Annotated in this window: 15 protein-coding genes; 8 read left to right on the top strand and 7 right to left on the bottom strand. The window is 55.6% G+C overall.

Annotated features, from left to right (window positions below; genetic code table 11):
• Window positions 1-82 precede the first annotated feature (82 nt).
• On the bottom strand, window positions 83-1,582 hold the full coding sequence (locus tag AC22LX_RS00780; RefSeq protein ID WP_045393844.1) for an aldehyde dehydrogenase family protein: 1,500 nt from the start codon (window positions 1,580-1,582) through the stop codon (window positions 83-85).
• Window positions 1,583-1,817: 235 nt separating this feature from the next.
• Here AC22LX_RS00780 and feaR point away from each other — a divergent pair, with 235 nt between their 5' ends.
• Entirely contained in the window at window positions 1,818-2,726 is a 909-nt protein-coding gene (feaR, locus tag AC22LX_RS00775; protein WP_045393841.1) for a transcriptional regulator FeaR, read from the top strand.
• Here feaR and AC22LX_RS00770 read toward each other — a convergent pair whose 3' ends face one another.
• Genes AC22LX_RS00770 through AC22LX_RS00760 form a run of 3 tightly spaced genes read right to left on the bottom strand, consistent with a single transcriptional unit; the run spans window position 2,727 to window position 5,873 of the window.
• Window positions 2,727-3,050, bottom strand: a complete 324-nt coding sequence (locus AC22LX_RS00770; protein ID WP_047048925.1) for a YdbL family probable chaperone protein — start codon at window positions 3,048-3,050, stop codon at window positions 2,727-2,729.
• A gap of 7 nt (window positions 3,051-3,057) precedes the next feature.
• The gene (locus AC22LX_RS00765) at window positions 3,058-3,243 is read right to left on the bottom strand and encodes a YnbE family lipoprotein (RefSeq protein WP_015366326.1); all 186 of its coding nucleotides are present in this window, start codon (window positions 3,241-3,243) and stop codon (window positions 3,058-3,060) included.
• On the bottom strand, window positions 3,240-5,873 hold the full coding sequence (locus AC22LX_RS00760) for a YdbH family protein (protein ID WP_063447845.1): 2,634 nt from the start codon (window positions 5,871-5,873) through the stop codon (window positions 3,240-3,242). The genes AC22LX_RS00765 and AC22LX_RS00760 overlap by 4 nt, the downstream gene beginning before the upstream one ends.
• A gap of 186 nt (window positions 5,874-6,059) precedes the next feature.
• On the opposite strand from AC22LX_RS00760, the gene AC22LX_RS00755 reads away from it, so the two are divergent.
• From AC22LX_RS00755 to hslJ, 3 genes are all read left to right on the top strand, one after another.
• Window positions 6,060-6,560: a DedA family protein gene (locus tag AC22LX_RS00755; RefSeq protein WP_032708230.1), complete on the top strand. Its 501-nt coding sequence runs from the start codon at window positions 6,060-6,062 to the stop codon at window positions 6,558-6,560.
• Window positions 6,561-6,706: 146 nt separating this feature from the next.
• Window positions 6,707-7,696, top strand: a complete 990-nt coding sequence (locus AC22LX_RS00750; RefSeq protein ID WP_487333665.1) for a 2-hydroxyacid dehydrogenase — start codon at window positions 6,707-6,709, stop codon at window positions 7,694-7,696.
• 125 nt (window positions 7,697-7,821) lie between these two features.
• Window positions 7,822-8,244, top strand: a complete 423-nt coding sequence (gene hslJ, locus AC22LX_RS00745; protein ID WP_032711779.1) for a heat shock protein HslJ — start codon at window positions 7,822-7,824, stop codon at window positions 8,242-8,244.
• A 16-nt stretch (window positions 8,245-8,260) separates the two neighbouring features.
• Here the strand turns inward: hslJ and AC22LX_RS00740 are convergent, their stop codons facing one another.
• Complete coding sequence (locus AC22LX_RS00740; protein ID WP_032711780.1) at window positions 8,261-8,527, bottom strand: putative hemolysin; 267 nt, start codon at window positions 8,525-8,527, stop codon at window positions 8,261-8,263.
• A gap of 655 nt (window positions 8,528-9,182) precedes the next feature.
• On the opposite strand from AC22LX_RS00740, the gene nifJ reads away from it, so the two are divergent.
• The 4 genes from nifJ to ttcA all read left to right on the top strand — a co-directional run bounded on the left by nifJ (window position 9,183) and on the right by ttcA (window position 15,943).
• Window positions 9,183-12,710 carry a pyruvate:ferredoxin (flavodoxin) oxidoreductase gene (nifJ, locus tag AC22LX_RS00735; protein WP_213797133.1) on the top strand — a complete coding sequence of 1,176 codons (3,528 nt, stop codon included), beginning with the start codon at window positions 9,183-9,185 and terminating at the stop codon, window positions 12,708-12,710.
• A gap of 361 nt (window positions 12,711-13,071) precedes the next feature.
• Entirely contained in the window at window positions 13,072-14,214 is a 1,143-nt protein-coding gene (ompC, locus tag AC22LX_RS00730) for a porin OmpC (RefSeq protein ID WP_045397467.1), read from the top strand.
• A 144-nt stretch (window positions 14,215-14,358) separates the two neighbouring features.
• Complete coding sequence (uspF, locus tag AC22LX_RS00725) at window positions 14,359-14,793, top strand: universal stress protein UspF (RefSeq protein ID WP_015366316.1); 435 nt, start codon at window positions 14,359-14,361, stop codon at window positions 14,791-14,793.
• Between the two features lie 214 nt (window positions 14,794-15,007).
• Complete coding sequence (ttcA, locus tag AC22LX_RS00720) at window positions 15,008-15,943, top strand: tRNA 2-thiocytidine(32) synthetase TtcA (protein ID WP_015366315.1); 936 nt, start codon at window positions 15,008-15,010, stop codon at window positions 15,941-15,943.
• Between the two features lie 48 nt (window positions 15,944-15,991).
• Here ttcA and dbpA read toward each other — a convergent pair whose 3' ends face one another.
• Window positions 15,992-17,365 (bottom strand): ATP-dependent RNA helicase DbpA, encoded by a 1,374-nt coding sequence (dbpA, locus tag AC22LX_RS00715; protein WP_049060505.1) that lies wholly within the window; start codon window positions 17,363-17,365, stop codon window positions 15,992-15,994.
• 14 nt (window positions 17,366-17,379) lie between these two features.
• Window positions 17,380-17,562: a proline-rich small protein YnaL gene (gene ynaL, locus AC22LX_RS00710; RefSeq protein ID WP_071596126.1), complete on the bottom strand. Its 183-nt coding sequence runs from the start codon at window positions 17,560-17,562 to the stop codon at window positions 17,380-17,382.
• Window positions 17,563-17,722: the final 160 nt, after the last annotated feature.

Genomic DNA, 17,722 nt, shown 5'->3' with positions numbered 1-17,722 from the left:
GTGTCAGCCAGCGTGGTGAATAAATTAAAGGCAGGCCGCACGAACCGTAGGTCGGATAAGCGTAGCGCCATCCGACAAAAAATCAGTAGCGCACGCACACCGATTTGGTTTCGCACCAGTCGTCCAGCCAATCCGGACCAAAATCGCGCCCGGTACCGGACTGCTTCATCCCGCCGAACGGCAGGTTGGCATCAATCAGCGTATGGCTGTTGACCCATACTGTACCGGCCTGCAGACGATCGGTATAGTTCAGCGCCTGAGTCAGGTCGCGGGTCCAGACGCTGGCGGTGAGGCCAAAATCACTGTCGTTGGCTAAGCGTAGCGCCTCTTCGCCATCGGCGACGCGCACCAGGTTCACCACCGGGCCAAACACCTCTTCGCGATTCAGGCGCAGCCCGGCATCCGGATTAATCACCAGCGTCGGCGCAATATAAAAACCGTTACCATTCGGCCCAACGTTACCGCTGATCAGCTCGGCGTTTTGCTTACGCGCTTCGTCCAGATAAGCGGCCACTTTGGCGCAGTGCGCCTGCGACACCACCGGGTTAATTTGCGTCGTTTCAACCATTCCCGGCCCCACCTGCAGCGACTTGACCGCCTGCTCAAAGCCAGCGACCAGGTTATCAAACAGCGGCGCTTCGATATAGATCCGCGAACTGGCGGCGCATACCTGCCCCTGATTGAGGAAACTTCCGGTCATTAACCCTTCAATCACCCACTGCGGATCGGCATCTTTCAGCACGATGGCCGGGTTTTTGCCGCCGAGTTCAAGGGTTACACGGGTCAGGCGATCGGCCGCCGCGCGGGCAATCTGTTTGCCGGTGGCGGTCGAACCGGTGAAGCTCACTTTCGCCACCTGCGGATGGGTCGTTAAGGCCGCCCCGCACTCGGCGCCGCTACCGGTGACGACGTTAAAGACGCCGTCCGGGATCCCGGCCTCCGTGGCCAGCTCCGCGACTCGCAGCAGGGTTAACGGCGTGGTCTCAGAGGGTTTAATCACAATGGAACAACCGGAGGCCAGCGCCGGCATCACCTTCCACATGCCGATCATCAGGGGGAAGTTCCAGGGAACAATCCCCGCCACCACCCCAACCGGCTCTTTACGGGTCCAAGCCTGATAGCGCGCGCCTTCCGGGAACGGAATGGAAACGTCCAGCGTACGGCCGCTGATTTTAGTGGTCAATCCGGCGGTGTAGCGCATCCAGTTGAGGGTGCAACCGACTTCAAACGCGCGCGAAATATTGATCGACTTCCCCTGTTCAAGGGTTTCGAGCTGCGCCAGCTCTTCACCATGCTGTTCCACCAGATCGGCGAAACGTAGCAGGATCCGTTCGCGGTCGGCCGGCGTTCGCCCGGCCCAGCTACGGGCGACAAAAGCGCGCCAGGCGGACATCACCGCGCGGTCAACGTCGGCGGCATTAGCATCTGCCGTAGTGGCAATCGCCTGGCCGGTGGCCGGGTCCCAGACGGTTAAGCGTTTTTCGCTCTGTGCCGCCTGCTGGTTGCCATCAATATATAAGCCATGCTGTCTGTCGAGAAATTGCTGTACGCTGGCGAGCAGCGCGACCTGTGATGTGGACATGCGACTTCCTTATTGTTCGCGGATAGTGCACACAGTCTAGGACGGGTCAGCCATTTGCGCTTTTTTCTCTGTGACAATCATTTTTGCCGCTGTGACAGGTCCCGCAATTAAGCACCCTGGCAGGCGGCGAAATGTGCCGTAGGTAATAGTTCTTTCATATACTCCACGCTGCGCTCTTGCCACTCACGGCGTAAATGCAACAATACAGAAACATTATTTTTACAGGGTGCAGACGATGGCGACGGTAGAAAGCGGGCAGGACTATCAGCGTTGGTTAGCGAAGATTAATCAGGTATGCGGCCATTTTGCCGCCCGTCCGCTGGAAGGCGCGTTCCATGGCGAGATTGATGCAAGCTATACCGGCAGCCTCAAAGTCAGTACCGTCACCGCCCGCGGCGTCAATCTTTACCGCACCCGTAATGAAATTAAACGCGACAACGACGCCTGGTTCTATACCGTTTTTCAGCTCGAGGGCCAGGCGGCTATCGAGCAGGACGAGCGCCAGGTAGTGCTTGAGGCCGGCGATATCACGCTCATTGATGCCTCACGTCCCTGCTCTATATTCTGGCAACAAACGTCAAAACAGGCTTCGCTGCTGCTGCCCCGCCAGCTTGTGGAAAGCCAGCTGCACGGCAGCGACATCAGCATCGCCACCCGGCTGAATAAAACGCTGCCGATGGTCCAGCTTAGCCAACGGCTGCTGCAAGAAAGTATGCGCAGCCCGGCGCTCTCAGAAAGCGAAGGCGAAGCGGCGCTGGAGGCTATCGTCTGCCTGTTACGCCCAATGCTGCAGCAGCATGACGCGCCGCCGACGCGCCGGGACAAGCAATTTCAAAAAATCATGGCGTTGATAGATGAGTCGATACAGTCAGAGCAGCTGCGTCCGGAGTGGCTGGCCGGGGAAACCGGCATGTCTGTACGCAGCCTGTACCGCCTGTTTGCCGATAAGGGGCTGGTGGTCGCGCAGTATATTAAAAACCGGCGTCTCGACCTGTGCGCACGGGCGCTACAAAACGCCCACGATGAAGAGAAGCTGGCGGGAATTGGCTACAGTTGGGGCTTTACCGACCATAGCCATTTTTCGACTGCGTTTAAGCAGCGCTTCGGCGTATCGCCCGGCGAATACCGTAAGCGCTATCGTTAACTATTTGCGCAGCCATTTGCCGTTAATACCCTGCACATATTCCCCCGGCTGCGCCCGGGCGACCAGCTTCTGCCCGGCCATTTTCGCCACTTCATCCACCGGCAGGTTATTGTCATCCGCCAGTTGCTGATAGCTTTCGCTGCGCGCGGCATTAATCTGTTTAACTAACGCCAACGTCTGCGCATCCTGTTTCAGCGGCGCCAGGTAGCCGTTCAGCGTTTCCCCCACCCGCCCCTGCGCCCGCGCCTCATTCAAGGTCAGCGCCAGCGCCGGGCTACTCAACAGCATTAACGCCAGAGTGGCTGTCAGCAGTCGTTTTTTCATTATCGCCTCAGAACAGATCGCTACGCGACTTCAGCAGATTTTCGACGTCCTTATCCACCTTAATATGAATCTCATGCTCAATTTTGACATTCATATTGATGGTGATCGGCTCCTTGGACGCGGCGATTTCAATACGCGGCGTACAGCCTGCCAGCAGCAGGGTCGCCAGCGCCGCGGCGAACAGTTTTATCATTTTGGTTCCTTACATGTATCCGTACAGCGCGGGGCGGGCAGTTTCGCATTCTGCTCAAGCCATGCCTGCAAATTATCGCCGAAGCGCAAGCTGCGCCACAGATCGAAAATATTCTCTTCATGGGTATAGTTTAAATGCACAGTGCTGCTTTTTCCGTCCACCCGGCTGGTGCCGCTAATCGCCGCGCTCATCGTCAGCTTGCCGAGATTATCAAGGTTGATACGCGTCCAGGATTTCGAGACTTCCATATAGCGCAGCCAGTTGATCGCCGCGCCGGCGGAAACGTTGTCGGCCACCAGCGCATCGGCGGTATCTTTATCCAGACGCATGGTCATCGGGCCGGGGTTGCTAAACCAGCCGTCTTTAATAATCCACTGATCGTTGTTCAGCCATAACGGTAACGCGCCGTTAAACGCGCCAGACACCGCAAACTGTTTTACTTTGATGGCGCTGATTAATTCACTACTGGAGATATTCTGCAGACGCAGTAGCGCCGGCTGATGCTGCGGCATCCTTAGCTGCTGCATGGTCAGCTTACCGCCAAGGATATCAACATTGACGTTGCTCAATTCCAGCGGATCCTGCTCGCTCCAGGGCCATGTTCCCTGGAGATCGGCGCTGAGATTTTTGGCGGTAAACTGGTTGACGATTTCGCCAATACGCAGCGAAACCGGACGGCGGGTACCGAGCTGCCAGCTTCCGCCGCTGAAGCGGAATGGCAGAACAAAGTCGACGCCGTTGATCTGGTTGTCCGGCATCCAGGCGCTACCGCCTTTTAAGACGCCGTGGCCACCGGCCTCAAAGCCCTGCCCGGCTGCCGCGGAAAATGCTACCTGCGCATACATATCACCTTCACGCAGGGTCATTTTCCAGTCCGGCGGGATCAGCGGCTGAAATACGCTTAGCGACTGTTTCGGCCACCAGGCCTGGCCACGCAGGCGTTCGCCGTCCCAACGGCCGGTCAGACGAATCGGGCCGATTTTCTCCGCGTGTAATGAGCCGTTAAACAGGAACCAGGTCGGATCGCGGCCATCAATATTGAACTTGAGCGTTGACGGCGGCAGAACGCTGCCGCCGCTGAAAGTGGTTTTACCGGCATCAAGCGACAACGCGCCGCTGAATTTTGGATGCTGTTCATTGCGCAGCCAGTGAATGGGTTTATCGAGGGTCAGGCGCGGCGTGCTGACCAGCATGGTGCCGTACTGTAGCTTATCGAACCCGGTCGACAGGCTGTTAAGAATAATGGCGCTGTCCCGCCACTCGCCGGCGCCCTTCACATCCCAGCGCGCCTGCATCGGCGTAAAGTGACCATCTCCCCAGTATCGCCACGACCAGCGACCGCGGTCGGGCATAAAGTTGTCGGCCTGCCCATCCAGGTGCAGGATGAAATCGCCCATTTCCTGTTCGTGGGCGCGCAGTATCGCCTGCAGGCGGCCATCCACCCCCTGCTGAGTCACTTTCACTCCCGCCAACGGCAGGCGGATCTCATCGATATTCAGCGAGTCAATCACCCGCCCGCGCGAACGCAGCAGCGCGCCGGGATGAAAAGCCAGCTCCGGCGTCGTTAGCGGCCCGCTGAGTTTGGCGGGCAGCACGGCGTAAAAAATCATATCGTCGAGCTTGGCTTCGCCGGTCAGGCTGAGCGGCATGTCGCTGTGATCCATGCTTAGCTTACCTGGGCCAATGTTCAGCACGGCGTTCCCCTTACCGGCTTCACCGTGCGTTAACACATTGAGCCGGCCGCTGATTTCCATCTCTTCGGTGCCTTTTTGCCAGTCGCCAACCGATAGCGCCACCCGCCCGCTAAGCGGATAGCCGGCATAAACCGCGTTCCAGCGCCCGTCGCTGATGGTGATACGTTCAGGGGTTATCTCCCAAGGCAAATCCAGCATCGGCTCAACCTCACCGCGCGGCGTGACCAGCAGCTGGCCGCGATTTTTCTGCCATTCCAGTTCCGCATCCACCAGACCCGGCGTTTGCGGGAATTCGAAAGTGCTGACCAGATGACCATCGACCGGTAGGCCATCCGGCACCAGCGGCATTTCGAATTCACCGACCAGCTTAACCGGCGCCTGATCTTCCACCAGCCGCGCGCTGAAATTGCTGACCGTTAAGGTCTGGCCGCGCAGTTTCGCCTGTAGTGTGACCTCTTTGCCTGAATAACCGATATCCTGCTGCCCAGGCGTCAACGACATCACCAGTTTTCCCTGCCATTTTTCCCACGGCGACAGGCGCAGATTGTCGATAGTTAACCAGCTATACGGCAGCATCGATTGCCACTCGGCGAGGGTTCGCGGCGCGCCGGAGAGCGGCTCGCTGGCGGGGATCTTAGCCAGGCAGGCGCTATTGATATCCAGTTCACTCAGGTGTAACCGCCAGCGGCTGGGACGGGTAAGACGCGCGTTGCTGACGCGAGCAATTTCACAATCGCCCACCAGGTAGCGTAAATCGGGGATAACCAACGAGGAGCGCGTCAGGCGCGGACTTTCGCCAAGCGAGATCCGCGTGCCGACCGGCAGCCAGATACCCGCCAGCGTCGGAACCCAATGCGTTAATGTGGCCAGCAGGGCCAACGGCAGCAAAATTAGAGCTAATAACAGCGCAAGAGCGGCTTTATATTTACCCTTCATGGGCAGTCAAATCCTGATTCTAAGTAAAAGCCGATAAGTGCCTATTGTGGCACGTTCGACCCGCGAGTGAAAGTTAACGTCCAGATTAAGGATAGCCGCACTCATTTCTGCTGAAAAAATATTTAGTCTTCGTTTAAATTATGCCTGCGACACTTGGAAAAACAGGTAATAAGGAGCCGTTATTCCGTGGAGCTCATTATCTCGCTGATCGAACGCGCGCAGAGCCACTATTCATTGGTATTACTGATTGTTTTCCTGCTGACCTTCAGTAAATCCTGCGCCCTCATCTCTTTTGTGATCCCCGGGACCTCCGGTTTGCTGGTGCTCGGGGCGTTGGCGTCAACCAGTATCGGTCATTTCTTGCTAATGTGGCTAAGCGCCAGCCTCGGCGCAATCGGCGGATTCTGGCTCTCATGGCAAATTGGCCGTCGCTATCAGCATCATCTGCAGCGTCTGCGCTGGCTCAGCGCCGAACGAGTGCTGCGCAGCCAGCTATTCCTGCGCCGTCACGGCGGTTGGGCGGTATTCTTTGGCCGCTTTCTGTCGCCGCTGCGAGCAACGTTACCGCTGGTTACCGGCGCCAGCGGTACGCCGCTATGGCGTTTTCAGGTGGCCAACGTTGCATCGGGTTTACTCTGGCCATTTATCCTGCTGGCGCCGGGAGCATTTAGCCTTAGTTTTTGGTGAAACGTATTGTCTTTTAAAGAGATTTCTTAAGACTGCGATATGCTCTAGAATTAATATCATAACCTGATGATTAAACTAATTTTTAATATTTGTAAGATTATTTTAATTATGCTACCGTGACGGTATTATCACTAGAGGAAAGCCTTATGAAAATCGCTGTTTATAGTACCAAGCAGTACGATAAAAAGTATCTGCAGCATGTTAACGACGCATACGGCTTTGAACTGGAATTTTTCGACTTCCTGCTGACCGAAAAGACCGCAAAAACGGCCAACGGTTGTGAAGCGGTATGTATCTTCGTTAACGACGACGGTAGCCGTCCGGTGCTGGAAGAGCTGAAAGCCCACGGCGTGAAATACATCGCGCTGCGCTGCGCCGGGTTTAACAACGTCGATCTTGACGGTGCTAAAGAGCTGGGTCTGCGCGTCGTGCGCGTTCCTGCCTACTCGCCGGAAGCCGTAGCAGAACACGCCATCGGTATGATGATGTCCCTGAACCGCCGTATCCACCGTGCTTACCAACGTACCCGCGATGCCAACTTCTCGCTGGAAGGGCTGACCGGCTTCACGATGTACGGTAAAACCGCGGGAGTGATCGGCACCGGCAAAATCGGCGTCGCGACGCTGCGGATCCTTAAAGGTTTCGGTATGCGCCTGCTGGCGTTTGATCCCTATCCGAGCGCGGCGGCGCTGGATCTCGGCGTTGAATATGTCGACCTGCCGACGCTGTACGCGCAGTCCGACGTTATCTCGCTGCACTGCCCGCTTACCGACGAAAACTATCACCTGCTCAATCAGGCAGCCTTCGATCAGATGAAAGACGGCGTGATGATCATTAATACCAGCCGCGGCGCGCTAATCGATTCTCAAGCGGCTATCGACGCGCTGAAGCATCAGAAAATCGGCGCGCTGGGAATGGACGTGTATGAAAATGAACGCGATCTGTTCTTTGAAGATAAATCGAACGATGTCATTCAGGATGACGTGTTCCGCCGGCTCTCCGCCTGCCACAACGTGTTGTTTACCGGCCACCAGGCGTTCCTGACGGCTGAAGCGCTGATCGGTATTTCCGAAACAACGTTGAGTAATCTTCAGCAGGTTGCTAAGGGCGAAACCTGCCCGAACGCGCTGGTCTAAGCTTCTTTCCCCTTTTGTGCTCCCCGTTAGCGGGGGGCACATTCAGACAATCCCCACAGATCCTGCCTGCATTACAGTTACACTGTTTTTCGTTTTATTGATATGACAAATGTTTTGGAGTACGAATGAATAAGTTTGCTGCACTGCTGGCGGCGGGAATGCTGCTATCGGGCTGCGTATACAACAGTAAAGTTTCTACCAACGCCGAACAACTGCAACATCATCGTTTTGTGCTGACCAGCGTTAACGGCCAGGCGCTGCCGACAGGCCAGACGCCACCGCCGGAAATTAGCTTCGGCGAAAAAATGTATGTGTCAGGCACGATGTGCAACGGCTTCAGCGGCCAGGGCAAGCTGTCTGACGGCGAGCTAAAAGTTGAACAGCTGGCGATGACGCGTAAGCTGTGCGCGGATCCGCAACGGAACGCGCTGGATAATACCCTCAGCAAAATGCTGCGCGATGGCGCGCAGGTCGATCTGACGGAGAATCAGCTCACGCTGGCGACCGCCGACCAATCACTGGTGTATAAACTCGCCGATTTAATGTAGCGAGACGCGTTGCGTATTAGTAGTTTCCGCAGCTTCCGCCCGCTAATGCCTGCTCGCTGCAGCGTTTACCATTCGGTAGCGCACACATGCCAATAGCGCTGCCATCAAGCTGGCGGGCAACGGATAATGAACCGCCAACCATCGCGCAATTCGCCTGGCCGCTGTCGCTCATCGCCGCGCGCATGCCGGGCGGTACGTGTGCCGCGGTGGCCTGTTGCACCGGCTCGTTGCTACAAGCCGACAGTAATAACGCAGCGCACCCCACTAAAAACGCAGCTCGCATCCTCTCCCCCTTTCAGAAACATCTTAGAATAAACAAACTCAAGAATAATAGGCAGCGCAGCGCCTGCCGTCGAGAGGCGAAATACGTATTTATGCGCCTCATTAACATTTTCTAGCAAATTTTCCGCTTAAAGCTTGATCTCGGCAGGCAAAGCGCCTTACCAGCGAGGCTTTCATCCCAGCCCGAAATATTTTCCCGACGAAAAAATCACGGTTGCAGCGACCGGGCGGCATAGTTTGCACATGATGATTGCGGTGCCGGGTGCCTCCCGGTGAATTAGCCAGTTCGAGCTAATTCGCGTGCTAATTTTCGCCAACAGGGAACTGAACTGAACGCTCCGCCGCAGAGGGGAATTCACCGCAGCAAATAAATAGCACGCGATTGCCGGTTGGCTAAAAGCTATTAAATTTAAAAATATATTTTGCTTTGTTTAAGCGATGCATCGCCGGTATCCGTCACTACCTTTTGAGCTCTCTGGTCAGCCACTTTTCTGTTTTTCCGCCAAAAAATTGATCCAAACATAGATAAGGACATTCCCAAGGACACAAATGCGAAAATGGTCGCGGCGGGCGTTTGCTAAAATATGGAAATAACAACAGGACTCGTCGCCGTTTCACGAGTCCCTTCTTTTTGCGCAATGTAAGGGTGTCTTCTTATGATTACGATTGACGGTAATGGCGCGGTCGCTTCAGTCGCGTTTCGCACGAGTGAAGTTATCGCCATCTACCCGATTACGCCCAGTTCAACGATGGCGGAGCAGGCCGACGCCTGGTCTGGCGATGGGCTGAAAAACGTCTGGGGGGACGTCCCCCGCGTGGTCGAAATGCAGTCGGAAGCCGGGGCTATCGGCGCCGTGCACGGCGCGCTGCAGACCGGCGCCCTTTCCACTTCCTTTACGTCATCGCAGGGCCTGCTGCTGATGATCCCGACGCTGTACAAGCTGGCCGGCCAGTTGATGCCTTTTGTCCTGCATGTCGCCGCCCGTACCGTCGCCACTCATGCGCTGTCAATTTTCGGCGATCATTCCGACGTGATGGCCGTGCGTCAGACCGGCTGCGCGATGCTCTGCGCCAGCAGCGTCCAGGAAGCGCAGGACTTCGCGCTGATTTCCCATATCGCCACGCTGCAAAGCCGCGTGCCGTTTATTCATTTCTTTGATGGTTTCCGCACCTCGCACGAAATCAACAAAATCGCTCCGCTGGCGGATGACACCATTCGTTCCCTGCTGCCGCAGGATAAAATCGCCGAGCATCGCCAACGCGCCCTTAACCCGGAGCATCCGGTCATTCGCGGCACCTCCGCCAATCCCGACACTTATTTCCAGTCCCGTGAAGCAACCAACCCTTGGTACGACGCGGTGTACGAGCACGTTGAAACGGCGATGAATGATTTCGCCGCCGCCACCGGTCGCCAGTACAAACCGTTCGAATTTTACGGTCATCCGCAGGCGGAACGAGTTATTGTCATCATGGGGTCCGCTATCGGTACCTGTGAAGAGGTCGTTGATGAACTGCTGAGCCGTGGGGAAAAAGTCGGTGTGCTGAAAGTTCGCCTCTATCGCCCGTTCTCCGCCGCGCATCTGCTGCAGGCCTTACCGGAAAGCGCCCGCGCGGTTGCCGTACTGGATCGCACCAAAGAACCCGGCGCGCTGGCCGAACCGCTATACCTCGATGTTATGACCGCACTGGCGGAAGCCTTCAACCGCGGCGAGCGCGAAACGCTACCGCGTACTATTGGCGGCCGTTATGGTCTCTCGTCCAAAGAGTTTGGCCCGGAATGCGTGCTGGCTATCTTCAATGAATTACAAGCCGCACAGCCCAAGCCTCGTTTTACCGTTGGCATATACGATGATGTGACGAACCTTTCGCTGCCGCTGGCGGAAAACACGCTACCTGCGGAAGCGAAGCTGGAAGCGCTGTTTTACGGCCTCGGCAGCGACGGTAGCGTCTCGGCGACCAAAAACAATATCAAGATTATCGGCAACTCCACGCCGTGGTTCTCGCAGGGCTATTTTGTCTATGATTCGAAGAAGGCCGGCGGCCTGACCGTCTCGCACCTGCGTGTTAGCGAAAAACCGATCCGCTCGTCGTATCTTATCTCGCAGGCCGATTTCGTTGGCTGCCACCAGCTGCAATTTATCGATAAATATCAGATGGTAGAGCGGTTGAAGCCCGGCGGCATTTTCCTGCTCAATACGCCCTACAGCGCTGATGAGGTTTGGTCCCGCCTGCCGCAGGAAGTACAGGCCGCGCTGAATCAAAAGCAAGCACGCTTTTATGTGGTTAACGCGGCGAAAATCGCCCGCGAGTGCAGCCTTGGCGCGCGCATCAACACCGTTATGCAGATGGCTTTTTTCCATTTAACCCAAATCCTGCCGGGCGACAGCGCGCTGGCCGAACTGCAGGGTGCGATTGCCAAAAGTTATAGCAGTAAAGGTCAGGAGCTGGTGGAACGCAACTGGCAGGCGCTGGCGCTGGCCCGCGAATCGCTGGCGGAAGTGCCGCTGCAGCCGGTTAACGCCAGCAGCCCTAATCGTCCGCCAGTGGTCTCCGATGCCGCGCCGGACTTTGTCAAAACCGTCACCGCGGCGATGCTTGCCGGTCTTGGCGATGCGCTGCCGGTTTCCGCGCTGCCGCCAGATGGTACCTGGCCCATGGGCACAACCCGTTGGGAAAAACGCAACATTGCCGAAGAGATCCCTATCTGGAAGGAGGAGCTGTGTACCCAGTGCAACCACTGCGTCGCCGCCTGTCCGCATTCGGCAATCCGCGCCAAAGTGGTCTCACCGCAAGAGATGGAAAACGCCCCTGCCAGCCTGCACTCGCTGGATGTGAAATCACGCGATATGCGCGGGCAGAAGTACGTTCTGCAGGTCGCGCCGGAAGATTGCACCGGCTGCAACCTGTGCGTCGAAGTGTGTCCGGCGAAAGATCGCCAGAATCCGGACATCAAGGCCATCAATATGATGTCACGCCTTGAGCACGTTGAAGAAGAGAAAGTCAATTATGATTACTTCCTCAATCTGCCGGAAATCGATCGCACGAAACTTGAGCGCATTGATATTCGTACCTCGCAGCTGATTAGTCCGCTGTTTGAATACTCCGGCGCCTGCTCCGGCTGCGGCGAAACGCCGTATATCAAACTGTTGACCCAGCTGTATGGCGATCGGATGTTGATTGCCAACGCCACCGGCTGTTCCTCTATTTACGGCGGCAACCTTCCCTCAACGCCTTATACCACTGACGCTAACGGCCGCGGTCCGGCGTGGGCCAACTCGTTGTTTGAAGACAACGCCGAATTCGGCCTGGGCTTCCGCTTAACCGTCGATCAACACCGCCAGCGCGTAATGCGGCTGTTGAGCGAATTTGCCGATAAGCTGCCGGCTGAACTGAATGCCGCGCTACATGCGCAAGCGTCGCCGGAAGCGCGCCGAGAACAGGTCGCCGAACTGCGTCAGGCGCTGACGGGCGTCGCCGGAGCCGAAGAGCTGCTCACCGATGCGGATGCGTTAGTTGAGAAATCGGTCTGGCTTATCGGCGGTGATGGCTGGGCCTATGATATTGGCTTTGGCGGCCTTGACCACGTGCTGAGCCTGACGGAAAACGTCAATATCCTGGTGCTCGATACCCAGTGTTACTCAAACACCGGCGGGCAGGCATCGAAGGCGACGCCGCTCGGCGCGGTCACCAAGTTTGGCGAGCACGGCAAACGTAAGGCACGCAAAGATCTCGGCGTGAGCATGATGATGTACGGTCATGTCTATGTGGCGCAGATTTCGCTCGGCGCGCAGCTTAACCAGACGGTGAAAGCCATTCAGGAAGCGGAAGCCTATCCGGGTCCTTCGTTGATTATCGCCTATAGCCCGTGCGAGGAGCACGGTTACGACCTGGCGCTAAGCCACGACCAGATGCGCCAGCTGACGGCAACCGGCTTCTGGCCGCTGTACCGCTTCGACCCGCGTCGCGCCGATGAAGGTAAGCTGCCGCTGGCGCTGGACTCGCGCCCGCCGTCAGACGCGCTGGCTGAGACGCTGCTCAACGAGCAACGCTTCCGCCGCCTGAACGCCCAGCAGCCGGAAGTTGCCGAGCAGTTGTGGAAAGACGCGGCCGCCGACCTACAAAAACGCTATGACTTCCTGGCCCAGCTGGCAGGTAAAGCGGAGAAACCGACAACCGAAAGCTAAACCGGCTGACGCAAATCTGGTGCTATAAAAAAAGCCCGAATAGTAAATCTATTCGGGCTTGTCATTTTCCGACGAATTAATCATTCAATATGAATGAGACGGCAACAATATAAGGATTCAATGACAATAAAGGCATATAACGCAGTCAGAATACGATATTCAATCTGTATTGTATAATTTTTATTTTATATATTTACCCGCAAACCATTCATGCGGAAAATTATCATTACTGTATATTTATTTACTTTAGAATTTACTTATATTGTAACAATTGATACTTATCATATCAGAATGCGCTCCTTTAGCATGGCCGTACTTCCACCCAGGAAGTTAAAACAAAAATAGTTAAAGGAATATCCAAATGAAAAGAAAAGCACTGGCATTGGTTATCCCGGCATTATTGGCTGCCGGCGCTGCTCACGCGGCAGAAATTTATAATAAAGATGGCAACAAATTAGATCTCTACGGCAAGGTAGACGGTTTACATTATTTCTCCAGCGACTCCAGCAAAGACGGCGACCAGACCTACCTGCGTTTCGGCTTTAAAGGTGAAACGCAAATTAACAATATGCTCACCGGCTATGGTCAGTGGGAATACAACGTTCAGGCCAACAACACCGAAAGCTCCGGCGATCAGGCATGGACTCGTCTGGCGTTCGCCGGGATCAAAGCGGGCGACTACGGTTCATTCGACTATGGCCGTAACTACGGCGTCCTGTACGACGTGGAAGCCTGGACCGATATGCTACCAGAGTTCGGCGGCGACTCTTATACCCAGTCCGACAACTTTATGACCGGCCGCGCCAACGGTGTCGCGACCTATCGTAACAGCGATTTCTTCGGCCTGGTTAACGGCCTGAACTTCGCGCTTCAGTATCAGGGTAAAAACGAAAACCAAGCCAGCCATGAATTTAACTCTTCCGCCAGCCAGGAAGGAACCGCTAACGGCGATGGCCGCAGCGTCAAAAACTCCAATGGCGACGGCTTCGGTATCTCCTCTACCTATGATTTAGGTATGGGCGTTAGCTTCGGCGCAGCCTACAGCTCTTCTGACCGTACCAACGAGCAGACCCATCAGTCTACCGCGGGCGGCGATAAAGCCGACGCCTGGACCGCAGGCGTTAAATATGATGCGAACAACATCTATCTGGCGACCATGTATTCCGAAACCCGTAACATGACGCCATACGGCAATCAGAATGGCACCATTGCTAACAAAACGCAGAACTTTGAAGTTACCGCACAGTACCAGTTCGATTTCGGCCTGCGTCCGGCAATTTCCTACCTGCAATCCAAAGGTAAAGATCTGGTCTACAAAGGTCAGTATGCCGATCAAGACCTGGTTAAATATATGGATGTCGGCGCGACCTATTACTTCAACCGTAATATGTCCACCTACGTTGATTACAAAATCAACCTGCTCGACGGCAATGACGACTTCTATAAAGACAACGGTATTTCTACCGACAATATCGTAGCACTGGGTCTGGTATATCAGTTCTAATGCTTGCGCCCGCCTTTCACGGCGGGCGTTTCACTTAAACCAACAATAAATTGCCGGTTGTCGTACCAATTTGTGATTCACGCAGTAGCAGAACCTCAATCCTGATGGCATACTGTTTTGGTGGTTATTAAAACAGGAGGTTTTATGAGTAGAATGATTCTGGTACCCATCGATATTTCTGATAAAGAATTTACTCAACGTGTGATCCGCCACGTTGAATCCGAAGCACGCGTCGATGACGCGCAGGTGCATTTCCTCACCGTTATCCCTTCGCTACCCTACTACGCCTCTCTGGGTATGGCCTATACCGCTGAACTGCCGGCAATGGATGAACTGCGCGCCGAATCGGAAGCACAGTTGCGTGAACTGGCCAAAGGCTTCGCCATTCCGGAAGACAGAATGCATTTCCACGTTGCCGAAGGCTCGCCAAAAGATAAGATCCTGGCGCTGGCTAAATCGCTGCCTGCCGACCTGGTCATTATCGCCTCGCATCGCCCGGACATCACCACTTATCTGCTCGGCTCTAACGCCGCGGCGGTAGTGCGCCATGCCGAGTGCTCGGTACTGGTCGTCAGATAATCGCAAAGCCCGCCGCCCGGCGGGCTTTATTATCTTTACTCCTCGCGGATTAAAGTGCCGGAAAGATGCTGACATTGCCCCCCCGAATCCGTACCATACACGCCACGGTTTTCTATCAGACCTCACTCATTGCTACGCGCCAGCGGGAATTGCTCCAGCGACTGGCACAACGCGTGCTCTTCTGATGCCACACTATGAATTGAGCCACTATTAAATGCTGCAAAATCAAGAAATTAGTAAAAAAGAAAAATACAACATCGACAAGCTGCAGAAACGTCTGCGCCGTAATGTCGGTGAGGCGATCGCCGACTTCAACATGATTGAAGATGGCGACCGTATTATGGTCTGTCTTTCGGGCGGCAAAGACAGCTATACCATGCTGGAAATTCTGCGCAGCCTGCAAAAAAGCGCGCCTATTTCTTTTTCGCTGGTAGCCGTTAACCTCGATCAGAAACAGCCGGGCTTCCCGGAGCACATTCTGCCGGCGTATCTGGAACAGCTGGGCGTTGAGTATAAGATTGTCGAAGAGAACACTTACGGCATCGTTAAAGAGAAAATCCCGGAAGGCAAAACCACTTGCTCACTGTGCTCTCGTCTGCGCCGCGGCATTCTCTACCGTACGGCGACCGAACTGGGCGCGACCAAAATCGCGCTCGGCCATCACCGCGACGATATCCTGCAGACGCTGTTCCTCAACATGTTCTACGGCGGCAAAATGAAAGGTATGCCGCCGAAGCTAATGAGCGATGACGGCAAGCATATCGTTATCCGCCCGCTGGCCTACTGCCGCGAAAAAGATATCGAACGCTTCTCGCAAGCCAAAGGCTTCCCGATCATTCCTTGCAACCTGTGCGGATCCCAACCTAACCTGCAGCGTCAGGTGATCGCCGATATGCTGCGCGATTGGGATAAACGCTATCCTGGCCGTATCGAAACCATGTTTAGCGCAATGCAGAACGTGGTGCCGTCGCACCTGAGCGACGTCAATCTGTTTGATTTTAAATCCATCACTCACGGATCGGCGGTGGTTGACGGCGGCGATCTGGCTTTTGACCGCGAAGAGATCCCGCTGCAGCCTGCGGGCTGGCAGCCGGAAGAAGAAGACGCTCAGTTAGATGAACTGCGTCTGAATGTGGTTGAAGTAAAATAACAAGCAACACGTCTCCGGCAACCGCCGGAGACCGTCACTTGCCGCCCCTTACTTCAGCAGACGTACGCGGCAGGACTTGCCTTTAATCTTGCCGTTTTGCAACTGCTTATACGCCTTCTGCGCCACGCCCTGGCGGATAGCGACATAAACATGCGCGGGATGAACGTTGATCTTACCGATATCGGCGCCATCAAACCCCATATCGCCAGTTAACGCCCCCAGCACATCGCCCGGACGCATCTTCGCCTTCTTACCGCCATCGATACACAGGGTCGCCATCTCCGCCTGCAGCGGCGCAATATGATTACCCGCCGGCGCGTTAGCCCAGTTGAGTTTGATCTGCAGCATTTCGGCAAGAATGTTAGCGCGCTGCGCCTCTTCCGGCGCGCAGAAACTAATCGCCAGGCCGCTTTCGCCTGCGCGGGCGGTTCGCCCGATACGGTGAACGTGCACTTCAGGATCCCACGCCAGTTCAAAGTTAACCACCAGCTCCAGCGATTTGATATCCAGGCCGCGCGCCGCGACGTCGGTCGCCACCAGTACGCGGGCGCTACCGTTAGCAAAACGTACCAACGTCTGATCGCGGTCACGCTGTTCCAGGTCGCCATGAAGCGACAGCGCGCTCTGGCCGGCAGCGTTCAATGCATCGCACACCGCCTGACAATCGCGCTTAGTATTACAAAATACCACGCAGGAAGCCGGCTGATGCTGGCTGAGCAATTTTTGCAGCAGCTTGATTTTACCGCTTTGCGAAACGTCGAAGAACTGCTGTTCAATAGACGGCAGCGCATCAACGCTATCGATTTCGATCGTCTGCGGATCCCGCTGCACCCGGCCGCTGATCGCAGCGATGGCTTCCGGCCAGGTCGCGGAGAACAGTAAAGTCTGGCGCGAAGCCGGCGCATAACGAATCACTTCATCGATAGCATCGCTGAAGCCCATATCAAGCATGCGATCGGCTTCATCCATAACCAGCGTCTGCAGCGCATCCAGCGACACGGTCCCCTTCTGCAGGTGGTCAAGCAGGCGACCCGGCGTGGCGACAATAATATGCGGCGCATGCTGTAAGGAATCGCGCTGGGCGCCGAAAGGCTGGCCGCCGCAGAGGGTTAATATTTTAATATTTGGCAAAAAGCGCGCCAGGCGACGCAGTTCGCCAGCAACCTGATCCGCCAGTTCGCGGGTCGGGCACAGAACCAGTGACTGGGTCTGGAACAGACCGGCGTCAACGTGCTGCAGCAATCCCAGACCAAAGGCCGCCGTTTTACCGCTGCCGGTTTTCGCCTGTACGCGCACATCCTTCCCTGCCAGGATTGCCGGCAACGCGGCGGCCTGCACCGGCGTCATCGCGTGGTATCCCAGTTCGTTAAGGTTGTTCAGTTGAGCTTCGGGCAAAAGGTTCAGTGTTGAAAAAGCGGTCACAATGTTTTCTCGCATTAAAGGGCGGACAATCTGCAGGCGCGTATCCTCGCAGATCTCCGCTCTTGATGCGACAATTTAATCGGGTCATCGTCCGGCGGCGGGTCGGGAAGCGGGTGTGGACGAGGCCGCGGATCGGGAACGGGCACCGGATCGTTAGGCTCAGGGCCGATGGGTATCGACTGCAATGATAGCGCCATTTTACGCATAGTTTATCCCCTCTATTTACAGGACTATTCTTTAAGCGTAGAAGTTAGCTGGCAGAGGGCAAAAAAAAAGCCGACTCAATAAAGTCGGCGTCGTACGAATCAATTGTGCTATGCAGTAATTCAAAAAAGGAAGTAAGACAATATGGAGCGC

The sequence above is a fragment of the Klebsiella sp. PK01 genome, from assembly GCF_057624675.1.
This window is presented reverse-complemented; position numbering and strand designations above follow the sequence as displayed.